The organism is Caballeronia pedi, from assembly GCF_001544915.2.
In the GTDB taxonomy this organism is placed as follows: Bacteria; Pseudomonadota; Gammaproteobacteria; order Burkholderiales; family Burkholderiaceae; genus Caballeronia; species Caballeronia pedi.
The window spans coordinates 47,556-61,446 of sequence record NZ_FCOE02000005.1; the positions used below are offsets into that span (position 1 = coordinate 47,556).

The 13,891-nt window shown below is 64.6% G+C and carries 11 protein-coding genes; 3 read left to right on the forward strand and 8 right to left on the reverse strand.

Annotated features, from left to right (window positions below; translation table 11 throughout):
• Nucleotides 1–59: 59 nt before the first annotated feature.
• The 4 genes from AWB80_RS09400 to AWB80_RS09415 form a co-directional block, all read right to left on the reverse strand.
• Nucleotides 60–2,420, reverse strand: coding sequence for a hypothetical protein (locus tag AWB80_RS09400; protein ID WP_061174382.1), 2,361 nt, complete (start codon nt 2,418–2,420; stop codon nt 60–62).
• A gap of 138 nt (nt 2,421–2,558) precedes the next feature.
• Nucleotides 2,559–3,737: an L-rhamnonate dehydratase gene (gene rhmD, locus AWB80_RS09405; protein WP_061174383.1), complete on the reverse strand. Its 1,179-nt coding sequence runs from the start codon at nt 3,735–3,737 to the stop codon at nt 2,559–2,561.
• Between the two features lie 30 nt (nt 3,738–3,767).
• Nucleotides 3,768–5,090, reverse strand: a complete 1,323-nt coding sequence (locus AWB80_RS09410; RefSeq protein WP_061174384.1) for an MFS transporter — start codon at nt 5,088–5,090, stop codon at nt 3,768–3,770.
• A 22-nt stretch (nt 5,091–5,112) separates the two neighbouring features.
• The gene (locus tag AWB80_RS09415; protein WP_061174385.1) at nt 5,113–5,874 is read right to left on the reverse strand and encodes an SDR family oxidoreductase; all 762 of its coding nucleotides are present in this window, start codon (nt 5,872–5,874) and stop codon (nt 5,113–5,115) included.
• Between the two features lie 217 nt (nt 5,875–6,091).
• On the opposite strand from AWB80_RS09415, the gene AWB80_RS09420 reads away from it, so the two are divergent.
• Nucleotides 6,092–7,576 (forward strand): Fic family protein, encoded by a 1,485-nt coding sequence (locus AWB80_RS09420; RefSeq protein ID WP_061174386.1) that lies wholly within the window; start codon nt 6,092–6,094, stop codon nt 7,574–7,576.
• 83 nt (nt 7,577–7,659) lie between these two features.
• Here the strand turns inward: AWB80_RS09420 and AWB80_RS43895 are convergent, their stop codons facing one another.
• On the reverse strand, nt 7,660–7,836 hold the full coding sequence (locus AWB80_RS43895) for a hypothetical protein (protein WP_160147427.1): 177 nt from the start codon (nt 7,834–7,836) through the stop codon (nt 7,660–7,662).
• Between the two features lie 135 nt (nt 7,837–7,971).
• Entirely contained in the window at nt 7,972–8,490 is a 519-nt protein-coding gene (locus AWB80_RS09425; protein ID WP_061174387.1) for a DUF6622 family protein, read from the reverse strand.
• Between the two features lie 116 nt (nt 8,491–8,606).
• Here AWB80_RS09425 and AWB80_RS09430 point away from each other — a divergent pair, with 116 nt between their 5' ends.
• On the forward strand, nt 8,607–9,272 hold the full coding sequence (locus AWB80_RS09430; RefSeq protein ID WP_167390440.1) for a TetR/AcrR family transcriptional regulator: 666 nt from the start codon (nt 8,607–8,609) through the stop codon (nt 9,270–9,272).
• A gap of 195 nt (nt 9,273–9,467) precedes the next feature.
• Nucleotides 9,468–10,322, forward strand: a complete 855-nt coding sequence (locus tag AWB80_RS09435) for a helix-turn-helix domain-containing protein (RefSeq protein WP_061174389.1) — start codon at nt 9,468–9,470, stop codon at nt 10,320–10,322.
• A 10-nt stretch (nt 10,323–10,332) separates the two neighbouring features.
• Here the strand turns inward: AWB80_RS09435 and AWB80_RS09440 are convergent, their stop codons facing one another.
• Both AWB80_RS09440 and AWB80_RS09445 read right to left on the reverse strand, forming a co-directional pair.
• Nucleotides 10,333–12,174, reverse strand: coding sequence for an ATP-binding response regulator (locus tag AWB80_RS09440; protein WP_061174390.1), 1,842 nt, complete (start codon nt 12,172–12,174; stop codon nt 10,333–10,335).
• 3 nt (nt 12,175–12,177) lie between these two features.
• A complete protein-coding gene (locus tag AWB80_RS09445; RefSeq protein ID WP_061174391.1) occupies nt 12,178–13,815 on the reverse strand; it encodes an ATP-binding domain-containing protein in 1,638 nt (545 codons plus the stop codon).
• Between the last annotated feature and the right edge of the window lie 76 nt (nt 13,816–13,891).

Consider the following 13,891-nt stretch of genomic DNA (forward strand, 5'->3'; position numbering starts at 1 on the left):
GCATCGTTGAGGATGACGGCGCGTGCCGTCATCCACGTTACATCGCCTCTCGTCGACGGCTAACGGCGAAAGCCTCCGTGAAAGCCGCCGCCTCCGCGAAAACCGCCGCCCCACTGATTATCGAAGCGCTGCTGCCCGGTCTCGCGCGATTGCCGCATGGCGTCGAGGTTGTTGTTGACCGCGGCGTCGTTGTGCTGCACCGGCTGCCAGCCATCCGGCGTATGTTGCTGCCAGCCGCCGTCCTGCGTGTGCTGATAGACGTTGCCATCGTGCGCGGCGTAGACATCGCCGTTGTTCCACCCGACCGCGTTGCCGCGCGAGCGGTTCGTGACGACGCCCTTGTTCACGGCCTGCGCCGTGCCGTCCCGCACGTTGCCGGTCACGCCCCGCTCCGCAACGCCCGCGCGGCCGGTTTGCGCGTTGTATCCCGCAGCCTGACGCCCTGCCGCGTAGTTGCCGTTGTACCTGTTGCCGACGACACCGCCGCGCGCCGCGCCTTCGGTGCCGGTCGACGGGTTCTTGAACGCGCCCTGACGCCCCGCCGCGAAGTTGCCCGAATACGGATTGAACGCCGCGCCGCGGCTGCCTTGCCAGTGCGCGCCCGTCAATGAATTGAAGCCGGAGGCAGACGTGCCGCGCCATTCGTTGCCCGTCCACGCGTTGTAGCCGGCCGTATGCGTCACGGTGCCCTGGCCCCAGCGCCCATAGAAGTTCGCCTGGTTGATGTTGACGTTGGCCCAGCCGCCGCCCCAATACGGGCCCCAGTACGGCGAGCACGAACCCCAGATCGCGCCGACTGCAAAGCCGAACGCGAACCCTTCGGCGGCGGAGAGCGCGAAGCCCGCATCGTAGCCGTAGGTCGGCGGATAACCATAGTAGTAGGTCGCGCCGACATATGGCGCATACACGTAGCCCGTGCCGTAGACGACCGTGCCGTCGCTGCCGACGACCACGCCCATGTAACCCGGCGTATAGCCGACGACCACGGTTTCCGGCGTCACCGAATAGATGCGCACATAGGTCACGTAGTACAGCGGCGAGCTGGCGGGAATCGTGTAGATCGCAGCGGGCACTGCGGTCGCGACTTGCCACGGGCCGGTCGCGGCGGTCGCGCTGAACCACACGCCGTTTTCCACCGCGTAGAAGCGCGCGTCGGTCGCTTCGATCACGGGCGTCGCCGTGTTGACCGCGTATTGAAGCGACGTGCCGGAGATCGGCTCGAAACGGGGCGAGCCGTCGTAGGCGATCTTGATCGCAGCCTTGGTGCGCGAAACAGTCGCGGTTTGGGGAATGGCCGCCGCGATCGCCGCTTCCTTCGCCTGCGGCGTCCCGGGCACGGAAACGAGCACGTTGGCCTTCGGATCGTGCGGCGAGATCTTCGCGAACTCGGGCGGCAGATCCTTGCCCGCCACGTATTCCCACGGACCTTTCTCCGATGAGGCGCGGAACCATCGGCCGGATACGAGCACGTAAGTCTGGTTCGTTTGCGGCACGACGAACACCGCGTGATCAGTATTGGTCACCGTCAGCAAGTCGACGCCCGCGACCGGCTGGAGCTTGAGCGGGCCATCGGTGACGACGAGTTCGGTCGGCTTCGATGCGACCAGCAACGCTGGCGCGCGTGGCGCGGGCTTGCCGTTGTGCGGCAGCATCGGATCGGATTTCATCGCGGTGTCGGCTTGCTTTGCGGCCTGGACGAGCGTTTGCGGCGGCGCGGCCAGCACGCCCCACGGCCCACCGAGCGAAGCCGCCGCGTACCAGTACCCCGCCGCCCGCAGATACAGATGACCGCCGCCGTCCGCGAGCAGCATCGCGCGGCTGTTGAGCACGCGCCGATATGGCGCACCGCTCACGTCGCGCCATATGGGATCGCCGTCGACCGTTGCGAGAATCGTGGGCGTCGATACGAACACGATGTCCGGCACCGGGTTCTGCACCGCGACTTTCGCCGTATCGCCGATCTGCTTCGACACCGCGTAGCTCGTCTGCAATTCATCGAGCGAAACGGTCATGCCCTGCGCCGGCAGATGCGCAACGATCGCGCTCCTCACATCGCCCGCGATGCCGGGATGCGTCGGCACGCTCACATCGCCGATGCGGATATTCGTGAGCCGCGCGAGACCCGATGCCTTGTCGATGTCGGCATCGGCGCTGAACTGTGCCACGCCGTAGGTTGGCGCCGCATTGCCGCTCGCCGCGCCCACGGCGACCGCCGCGCGGCCCGCGATGCGGTTGCCATCCCATTGTTCGATCTGAGGTTGATACATTTCGATACGCTGCCTGGATGTATCGAGCTCACGCGGCCATTCGAGCTGCGCGGCGGCCGGCGCCGGCGGCGTCGCCGCTCGCGCCGACGGCAAACCGAACGCCAGACAGGAGGCCGTCAGAATAACGGTCCATTTTTCGCTGAACACAGACATACGAGCGCCTTCCTTTTATGACAGTTTTTTACTTAGCAAACCCAACTACTGCCGGTCAATCATAAATCCTGAGATTGCGGCATGGCTTGCGGTTTTCGTGTCAAACTGTCACGCGAAACGGATGTCGCTCGACGCGTATCAATGCGTGTAAGGCCGCGTCAGCGCGCACTCCGGATTCAGCCGCACGCCGAAGCCCGGCGTCTCCGGCACCTTCATGCGGCCGTTCACCGGCACGGGTTCGTCGAGCAACAAGGGCGTGAACATCGGCACGACCTGATCGGCCTTGGGCGCCATCATCAGGAATTCGGCGAACGGCGAGTTGTGGCGCGTCACCACGAAGTGATAGCTGTACACCGACGAGCCGTGCGGCACGACGAGCACGTTGTGCGCGTCCGCCAGCGCGGAAATCTTGATCAGTTCCGTGATGCCGCCGCACCAACCGACATCCGGCTGCACGAGATCCGCGCAGCCCATCTCGAACAGCATGCGAAAGCCCCAGCGCGTCGCTTCGTGCTCGCCGGTCGTGACCATCATTGCGTTCGGCACCGAGCGGCGCAGTTCGGCATAGCCCCAGTAGTCGTCGGGCGGCAGCGCTTCTTCGATCCACTTCAAACCGTACTCGCGCGCCGCGTTCGCGAGACGCTTCGCATAGTTGAGGTCGAGGCTCATCCAGCAGTCGAACATCAGCCAGAAATCGTCGCCCACTTTGGCGCGCATGTCCGCGAGCTTCGCAATGTTCTTCGCGAGCCCTTCCTCGCCTTCGGCCGGGCCGTGCTGCAAAGGCATCTTGCCGCCGATGAAGCCCATCTGCTTCGCGAGATCGGGGCGCGCGCCCGTCGCGTAGAACTGCAGTTCGTCGCGCACCGGACCGCCCAGAAGATGAAACACCGGCTCCTTGCGCACCTTCGCGAGCAGGTCCCACAGCGCGAGATCGACGCCCGAAATCGCGTTGAGCACGATGCCCTTGCGCCCGTAATAGAGCGTTGCGTTGTACATCTGATCCCACATCTTTTCGATGTCGGTGACGCGTTGTCCTTCGAGAAAGCGCGCGAGGTGCTTCTCGACGATGAACGCGCCGATCTCACCGCCCGTCGTCACCGCGAAGCCCACGGTGCCGTCGCTCGCCTCGATCTCCACGACGAGCGAGCCGAGCACGTTCAGCCCGAACGACTGGCGGCTCTTGCGGTATTCGGGATAGCGCGCCATCGGCGTGGCGATGTGATCGTCGATCCAGTGATCGGCGCCCTGGTCGTGATAATCGGCGCCGCCGCCGCGAACCGTGAAGGCGCGCACCTGGGCGATCGTGGGCATGGACATGATGTGGCTCCGTACGTGTGGTTTCGTTGTTCAGGACGCCTTGGCGGCGTCGGCAAGATGTCCGTGGTCGATGCGCCCCGGCACGCGCACCAGCACGACGATCACGAGCGCCGCGAGCACGCTCGCACCGGCGAGCACCATGAGCCCGGCGCTCGTGGAATCGAACGCGGCTTCGGCGGCGGTGCGGGCCATCGGCGCGAAGAAACCGCCGAGTCCGCCGAGCGAATTGACGAGCGCGATGCCGGCCGCGGCGGCGGCGCCGGTCAGATAGCGCGTCGGGAAGGTCCAGAAGAGCGGCTGCGCGGCGATGAAGCCGCTCGCCGCGCAGCACAGCGCGATCAGCGAGACGACGGGCGAACCCGCGACGCCCGATACCGCGATCGCAACGCCCGACATCACGAGCAGCGCCACCGCGCAGACGCGATGCCTGCCGGTTCGATCGGCATAGCGCGGCACGATCCACGTGACGATCACGGCGGCGATCCACGGCAGCGCCGTCACGAGCCCGACGCGCAGGCCCACCTTCGTCCCGAGCAGTGAAGACACCTGTTGCGGCAGATAGAAAACGACGCCGTACACCGCCGCCTGAATCAGGAAGTACACGCAGCAGAGCACCAGCACGCGCGGATCGACGAGCGCCGCGAGCACGCTGCGCGGACCGTGCGACGACGCGGCGCGCGCATCCTCGTCGAGGCGGGCGACCAGCAGCGCGCGTTGTTCCTGCGTGAGCCAGCGTGCCTTCGCGGGGTCGTCGTCGAGATACCAGAATGCCCACACGCCGACGATCGACGCGAGCAAGCCTTCCACGAGAAAGAGCCACTGCCAGCCCTTGAAGCCGAGCGCGCCGTGCAGGTCGAGGAGCAGGCCCGACAGCGGCGCGCCGAAGATGAACGCGAGCGGCGCGCCGAAATAGAACACGCCGAGCGCGCGCGCCCGCGACGATTGCGGAAACCAGCGCGTCAGGTAATAGACGATGCCCGGAAAGAAGCCCGCCTCCGCCACGCCGAGCAGAAAGCGCAGCACGTAGAACGTGGTCGCGTCATGCGCGAAGGCCATTCCTGCGGAGACGAGGCCCCACGTCACCATGATGCGGCACATCCACAGCTTCGCGCCGACGCGATGCAGCAGCAGATTGCTTGGCACTTCGAAGATTGCGTAGCCGACGAAGAACACGCCCGCGCCGAACGCGAACGCGGCGTTGGTCAGGCCGGTGTCCTGTTGCAACGCCTTCTGCGCGAAGCCGATGTTCGCGCGATCCAGAAACGCGAGCACATACATGAGCAGCAGAAACGGCAACAGGCGGCGCATCACGCGGGACGTGACGGCGCCTTCCGCTGAAGCGGAGTGATTCATCGCGATTCTCCCGAAAACGCAATCAGTACGTCGCGCGTCCGCCCGACAGATCGAACACCGCGCCGGTGCTGAACGCGCAGTCCTCGGACGAGAGCCACAGAATCAGCGACGCGGCTTCCTGCGGCATCAGGAAGCGGTTCATCGGAATCTTGGAGAGCATGTAGTCGATGTGCTGCTGCGACATCGAATCGAATATTTCGGTCTTGGCGGCGGCGGGCGTGACGGCGTTCACGAGGATGTTCTTGCCCGCGAGTTCCTTGCCGAGCGATTTCGTAAGCCCGATCAATCCGGCTTTGGATGCGCTGTAGTGCGATGCGTTGGGATTGCCTTCCTTGCCCGCGATCGACGCGACATTGACGATGCGCCCGTAGCCCGCCTTCAGCATGTGCGGCACGACGGCGCGGCAAGTCAGATACGGCCCGATGAGATTGACGTCGATCACGCGGCGCCACACGTCGGGCGCAAGTTCCCAGGTCGTGCCGTTGCCGCCGGTGATGCCCGCGTTGTTGACGAGCACGTCGATCCGGCCGTGCGCGGCGAAGGTTTTTTTCGCGGCGGCGTCGACGGAAGATTCATCGGTCAGTTCGACGACGGCTTCGCTGACCTTGCGGTCCTTGTGCTTTGCGGAGAGTTCGGCGCCGGTTCGTGCAAGGCGTTCGCCGTCGACGTCCCACAGCGAGACGTCGGCGCCCGATTCGAGCGCGCGCTCCGCCACCGCGAGGCCGATGCCGCGTGCGCCGCCGGTGACGATCACGACGCGGTTCGCCAGATCGATACGGTTCATGGGTTTGTCTCCTTTCGTTGTTCGTTGCTGTGGATTGGCATGCCGTGAGAGGCACTATAGTCCCGCGCCAATAGCGCAACAATTCGAAAGGGCGATCGTTCGATAGCAAAAGCGGATCGATGCAACTGGCCGCAAACCCAGTCGTCATAATTTCTCGAAGAACTTGTCAAAAACGCGCGTAAAGTTATGATTTCTCGATAAACGTTAAGAAATCTCGATGACGCCCATCGGTTATGCCCGCCTCATCGCCATAGGAGAACTGCGCGTGACGCCGCCGGCGCGGCTCGCCTACGCGAGTTCGTCGGTGAACCGGCGGATCGACAGTGAGAGCCAGATTCTGTTTCCCAACAGCGTCGCTTTCGACGATACGCCCGTCGGTCATCTGGAGTTCGCGCTCCGTCACGAAGGCGTCAATCTCGAAGTCATCGATGCCGCGTTCGAGCATATCGAGCCCGGCGAACTCATCGACCGGCTGCGCGCGACGCCGACCGGCGAGCAGATTCGCCGTGCGTGCTTTCTCTGGGAATGGCTGACCGGCAGGGAACTCGACGCCGGCGTGACCATCAAGGGCGGGTATGTCGACCTCTTTCCGGCTGAGCTCTATTACACAGCGCCGCAGCCGGTGCGCGCGCCGCGCTTTCGCGTGCGCAACAACGCGCTGGGCACGCCGTGGTTCTGTCCGATCGTCCATCGCGCTGCGATTCCCGATGATCCGCCCCTCTCCGACTTGCTTCTCGAAGCGCAAAGCGCGCTCGACGCAATGCAGGACCCGGATCTGTATAAACGCGCGCTGGCTTTTCTGTATTTGTCGGAGACGCGCGGCAGTTACGCGATCGAATCGGAAACGCCCAGTTCGGACAAGCAGGAACGCTTCGTTCAACTGCTGCGACGCGCGGGCGAACCGGTGAAAGTCGACGAAGCGTGGCTCGTGCAGCTGCAAAACGTGATCGTGCGCGATGTCTACAGCCAGGAAGCGTCATATCGGAACAAACAGAACTGGCTGGAAGATGCCGCCGGCCGCGTCGACTTCTTCCCCGTGCCGACCGGCGATCTGCGGCGCGTGATGGCCGACTGGGAGCGCTTCGTCAACGACCAGAAACATTGCCCCGACTTGCTGGTGAAGGCCGCGTGCGCCGCGTTCGGCTTCGTCTATCTGCACCCGTTTTTCGACGGCAACGGCCGTCTCCATCGCTTTCTGATTCAGCACGTGCTGGCGCGATCGGGATTGCTGGGCGCGGATACGGTGATCCCGGTCTCTGCGGTGATGGAGCGCAACATTCCGGCGTACCACGCCGTGCTGACGGCATTCTCCCGCCCGGTGACGAGACTATGGAATTACCGGCGCGTCGACACTGAGCCGCTCGTGCTGAGCGCGCCATCGAGCCGCGCCTATCGCTTCTTCAACGCCGACCGCGAAGTGGCGTTCCTCTACGCGATGATCAAGGAAGCGGTGCGAGAGGAGATTCCCCGCGAGATCGCATGGCTGCAAGGCTACGATCACGCGTTCGCGCTACTGAACGCCGAATTCGATTTGCCGCGTAAGGATCTTTCGGTGCTGATTCGCATGACGCAGTCGAACAAGGGCACGTTGTCCGCGCATCGCAGGAAGCAGTATCAGCATATTCCGCGAGCAGTGCTCGATCGCGTCGAGGAAGTCGTCCGCGACGCCTTTACCAACCACACAGGAGTTTCGAGAAATTAGGTTTTTTCGAGGTGAACGCGGAAATCACGTCGAAAATTAAAATTTCTCGATAAAAGTTAAAAAATTTCGAGCCGTTGGATGGCTCAGAAACGTAATTCGTCCGATGTGGCTTGGCGAGGGCGCACCATCGGCCGCCTGCTTTCAGGGAAATGCCCGTGGGCATCGACGGGTGAATCTTTGAAGTGTCTGTCGGCAACGAGCGCAAAGGCAAAAAGCGCGGCGACACCTATCGGGCAGATAAAGAGAACAGCGACCAGCACGGCGACCTCCGATCAATGATGCAACGCAGTGTATCCCGGTTAAAGGCGTCAATTGTCGTGAAAAAAGACAATACTCCGTTCAACAATCGCGAACTTTGATTTCGGAATACACTGATGCACAAGGTCGCCGATCGATTACGACCGTTCCAGAACCGGCTCCACCGCCGGCCGCAGCGCCAGCCAGTAGATCAGAAACCGTCCCGCGAAGATTCCCGCCACCGCGCCCGAAACGAGCCCGTTCAGCACGATGAAGGTCGAATCCACGCCGATATGCGGCGTCGTCGCCATCTCGAAGCCGATCCTGAACTTCATCGCGAAGGTCAGGAGAATCAGCACGAGCGGCACCGCCGAGCCGGGCAACGTGATCGTGCGCCGCACGCGGTCCACCGTCATGCCGCTGCGCTTCGCAAGCGCGACGCCGAGCCCCGCGCCCAGCACACCGCCCGCGACCCACATCAACGCCGTATCCCAGCCGGTCGCCGGGTCCGACAAAAGATGCAGCAAACCCCAGCCGACGAACAGCGCCGGCACGATGCCCAGCTTCGACAACGGCGCGGTGCCGCCCTTCATCGCCTTCATGCCGCGCGAGACCAACACGGCGAGCAGAACCCAAACCCAGGTGGGCGTACCCAGCAAAATATCTTGGAAGGACATGGTCGTTCTCCTGTGACTGTTGATCTTTACGATGGAAAGATTTTGACTTTCACGCCCGTTTGCGTCAACATAATTTTCCATTGTAAAGATTGATCGACCGACGAGTCTCCATTCCTATGCAGAACACCCCACCCATCAGAAAACGCGGTCGTCCGGCCAAAGCGCCCGAGGCCGCGCCGCATCCCTATCATCACGGCTCGCTGCCGGACGCCCTGCTGCATGCCGCCGAAACCGTGCTTCGCCGCGACGGGCTGCGCGGTCTGACACTGCGCGCGATCGCCCGCGAGGCAGGCGTGTCGCACACGGCGCCGCAACACCATTTCGGCGACACGGCGGGCGTGCTCGCCGAACTCGCGGCGAGCGGACATCGGCGGCTCGCGCAAGCGATGCAGAAGCGCGCCGCAGCCAGCGCCGGCGCGAATCGCGGCCGTGCGATCGCGCACGGTTACATCGACTTCGCGACCGCCAACCCCGACCTCTTCCGGCTGATGTCGCGCAACGAACTGCTCGACACCGAAAGGCCGTCGCTCGTAGAAGCGCGGCGCATGTCCGCCGCCGGCCTCGCCGACGTGTTCGATGCCGTGCCCGACATCGCGCCCGGCAGCACGAGCGCGTTCGGCGCAATGGGTTCGGAGCAGACCATCGCGATGGCATCGGCGTGGGCGCACGTGCACGGACTGGCGTCGCTGCTGATCGACAACCGGCTCAACGGGCTCGCCGCCGTGCCCGGCACGTTCCGCACGCCACGCGATCTGGTGGACGCCGTGATCGACAGCATGTGAAACCAGGTGCGGGCCAGCGAACGGCGACCTCGCCAGTTTTGCCCGTAGGATCAAGGCGTTGAGCGCGTTCCAGCGATCCATTTTGAGTACACCGACGCGCGCCCTTTACAATGTCGGATCGACTGCGCACGGCTTGCCCGGCCCACGCCGAACCACGCCTTCCGCAGTTCCACCCTTACGCATCCGACTGGCAGCATGGTCACTGAAACGTCTTCATCGGAATCGCTCGCCGTTGCGGAGCGCGTGCGCGAGCTGATGGGCCGTCACGGCATTGGCAAGCGGCAGCAGACCGCCGAGTTGTGCCGCATTCTCGACCTGAGTTTTTCGCAGGGCCATCGCAAGTTGCGCGGCAACAGTCCGTGGACCATCGCGCAGATCCGCCGCGTCGCCGATGCCTTCGACGAACCCGCGCTCAAGCTTTTCGATTCGATCAACACGCGCCCCGACGTAACCGAAGGCACCGCGCACGACGCCGTGCTCAAGCTCGGTTCGCTCGAGATTCCCTGCATGGCGTGGGTCGGCAATGCGCTCGAAGCCGGCAGCCGGCCGGATTTCATTGCGCAGAAGCTCAACAACCGCTGGATCGTCACGAAGCACGAAGGCGTGCTGCTGCAGGAAGCCTGCGACGTCCACAAGATCGAAATCCAGCCGCGCCGCCCCGATACCGACAAGCCGATCATCGCCGTGGTCGACGACGATCACGCGTCCGCCGACAATCTGCACGACTATCTCGAAGCCACCGGCTTCACCGCGATGGCCTTCTATGGTCTCGACGCGTTCCTCGAAGCGCTGCAGGCGCAGGTGTTCGACGCCGTCGTGATGGACTGGCTGTTCGGCGTGCATACGTCGGCGGATGCGATCCGCGCGGTGCGCGCGTCGGACAATCCGGACGCGCCGGTGTTCGTGCTCACCGGCGAACTGACTACAGGAAAGGCGAGCGAGTCGGAAATCAGCCAGGTCATCCGCGACTACAACGTGACGTGTTTCGAGAAGCCCGCGCGGCTGGGCATCCTCGTCGCGGATCTTTCCAAGCGGCTGATGCGAAGCTGAATCGCGAGATCTACGTGACTCGCCGGCGCACCGTCACCGCGCGGTGCACGGCGCCCTTCAGCACCTCGTAACGCACCGGCTTCAGCAGGTAATCGAAGAACAGCACGGCCGCGGCCGGGTCCACCAGTTCGGGCGCGTAAGCGCTCACCGCGATGATCGGCACGCTCGCGCCCGGCGCACTGCGCGCGCGGTATTCGTTCGCGAACGAGTAGCCGTCCTTGCCGGGCATGTGCAGGTCGGCGAGGATCACGTCGGCGTCGTTGGCGCGCAGCCACGCCAGCGCGCTGTCGACATCCGGCAGCGCCACGCCCGAATAGCCCAGATGCGTGAGCATCTCGGTCAGAGAATCGCGGATCGACTCGTGATCGTCGATCACGAGCACGCGCGATTTGCGCAGCTCGGGCGCATTGACTTCCTGCTCGCCGCGCTCAGGCATATGCTCGACCGACACCGCCGGCAGGCTCACGCGAAATGCGGCGCCCTGTCCCACTTCGCTCGATACTTCGATCTTCCCGTCGAGCAGATCGACGAGCCCGCGCACGACCGCGAGGCCCATTCCCGCGCCGTCGAAGCGCCGCGTGCTGGACGAGTCGAGCTGCGTGAATTCCTGAAAGATCAGCGGCAATTGCTCGCGAGGGATGCCCGGGCCCGTGTCGATCACCGAAATGTCGAGACGCTGCTCCGTGCGCGCGAAATGCACGTCGATGGAACCTGCGTCGGTGTACTTGATGGCATTGGTCACGAGATTCGTCACGATCTGCCGCACGCGATGCGGATCGGACTCGATCGGCCCGCGCTCGCCCGCGTAGTCGCCGCGCAAAGCCAGCCCCTTCGCGCTCGCGGCGGGCGTGTTTGCATCGACGATGGATTCGAGCAGGTCCGCCGGATCGAACACGGACATGCGCAGTTCCAGCTTGCCCGCGCCCAGACGCGCGTAGTCGGTCAGATCGCGCATCTGCGCTTCGAGATGGCGCGCGCCCGCTTCCAGCCGCTGCATGATCTTGCGGTCGGCATCGCCGCGCGCATTCAGCCCGAGCAATTCGACCGACGAGACGATCGCGTGCAGCGGCGTGCGCAATTCGTGGCTGATCATGCCGAGGAAGGTGTCTTTCGCGACGCCGGCCTCGCGCGCCGTGCGCGTCGCCTGATGCTCGGCCACGAGCGCCGCGCGCTGCTGCTCGATGAGACGCGTGCGCCGATAACCGTTCAGCAGCAGCAACGCCGTGGCGGCCGCGGACAGCAGCCCGAGCAGAATCCCGCCGTAGATCAGATAGCGGCGCTTCGCCTCGAAGTCGCGCACGATCGCCTCGCGCTCGGCGACGTCCATGAGGCGGCGCCCGCTCGCCAGTTCAGCCACGACCGGTGCGTTCTGACGCAGCACGCCGATCACGCGCAAGGTGTGCTGGCGCTCCGTCTCAATCCCTTCGACATTCGACTCGATGGAATCCAGCGCGGTCTGCAACTGCCGCAGAATTTCGCGTTGCCGGTTCAGCAGCGCTTCGTGACCGTCCGCCAGTCCCGTCGACTCCGACACCTGCGTGAGCCGCGCGCGCAGCAGGCGATAGCTCGCGCGCACGGCATCGGCGTCCTCGTCGATGCCGTTGCGGTACAGCAGCACGTGATTCTCGAAGCGCTCATAGGCGATCTGCAACTGGGCGGCGTCCCAGTAGACGTCGTAGGGCACGACGAGCCTGTGCGTCTCGCGCGCGAGCAGGCCCGAGTACAGCATGTAGCCGACCGCGCCGATCGGCGGAGCGACCGCGAGCGCGATCAGCGCCGCATACCAGAGCCGGCGAAACCAGGGGCGCGCGACGTGCGCGCGCAGGGAGGGCTCGGTGCTGATGACGGCCATCGGTCACTGCAGCGCTTCGATGGCCCGGGACGCGCGCGCCGACGCGACCACGATCAGCTTCATCGTCGCCCGCGTCGCGCCGACGAAGATCTTGCGCGCGGCCTGTTCGTCGAGCGCGTCGAAATCGACTTCCGTGAGAATCACGCACGGCGCGGATTGCCCCTTGAAGCGATAGATCGATTCGAGCAGCACATCGCCTTCGCGATACTCCGGGTTGCCGAACAGATCGTACGTGCCGGTGAAGGCGCGCAGCCGGTGCGGGCCGAGCTGATCGACCGCCGTGAGCGCCGAACCCTCGCGGCCCCGGAACGACAGCACCGCGATGTCCTGCTTGCGGAAACCCAGCGACAGCGCGTTCGTGATGGCGCGTTTGGTCGCCTCGATGATCTCTTCGGGATGACCGTCCTCGTAGGTCGAGATGCTGACATCCGAACCGTCGAACGGGCTGCCCGCGTCGAGCCGCACGTCGGGCCCGACGATCTTGCGGATGAAGCCGAGCAGATCGCGCGGGCTGCGATAGTTGGTGCTTTCGCGCAGGATGGTCCAGCCCGGCAGCGGCACGGGTTCGCGCAGATAGAGGTTCTGCATCGGATCTTCGAGCCACCACCACGCGCCGTCGGGGTTCAGCAGGCGTTCGAGCGCATCGACCCACGCAGCCTGAAAATCCTGACCTTCGTCGACGATCAGCACGTCGGTCTTCCAGTGCTCGGGCACGGGCACCGCGGCGAAGCGCTCTTCCAGCGTGGCGAACACATTGGGCTGACTGAAGTCGGGTGGGCTTCCCGCATCGCGCGCGACCGCCGCGCTCAGTTGATGATAGTTCGCGATCTTCGCCTCTTTCGGCGCGATCACGCGGATATGGTCGGCGAGCGGCCGGTTGAAGCACACGTAGAGCACGCTTTTGCCCTGCGCCAGCGCATCGCGCATCACGCGTACTGCGAGTTGCGTCTTGCCCGCGCCGGCGGTCGCGATCACGCGCAGCCGGAACGGCTCGAATTCCAGCCTGCGCGCCCAGGTCGCAAGTCCGCCCGACAGACGCGTGACCAGCGTGTTGGCCGCGCCGACGAGCGCGTTGGTATCGGGCGTAAGCGAGAGTTCGTCGGCGAGAAAGTGATGAATGCGCGCCGCCGCTTCGAAGCGCGGCTCGTCGGGCGGCAGGATGTCGAGCACGGCGCGCGCGAGTTGCGCCTTGCGGCTCGCATCGACGATACGCGCCGGCGCGACACCCGCGATGGCGGCATTCTTCACCGTGTAGTCGGGGCAATACAGCAGTTCCTCGATGCGGTACGTGCCCGCGCCGAACGCCGCTGTGAAGCGCCGATGCAGATTCTCCAGCGTGCGCGCGAGCTGAATCGCGACGTTGCGCTCCTTCTGCAGATAGACCTTCACGAGTCCCGTGTTCGTTTCGCGCAGGAAGCCCGCCTTCATCTCGATCATCAGCACGCGGCCCGACGGTGCGACCACCACGAAATCCGCTTCACCGAACACGGAGAAGCCTTCGTTGATGCGCGTCCAGTGCACGCCGTGATAGACCGTGTAGTCGTCAGGGAGCTTTTCGAGGAGCGCCAGCGTTTCGAGTTCGCGCGCCGCGGCGCCGGTCGCTTCGAGATTCTTCCAGTCGTCGGGAACGATTCGGGCCATGCGTCGCCTTTGGGCTGAGTGTTTGCGTGCGAGTCATTGTACGCAACACGCCGGACGTGCCGACAGCCGGCCGAAT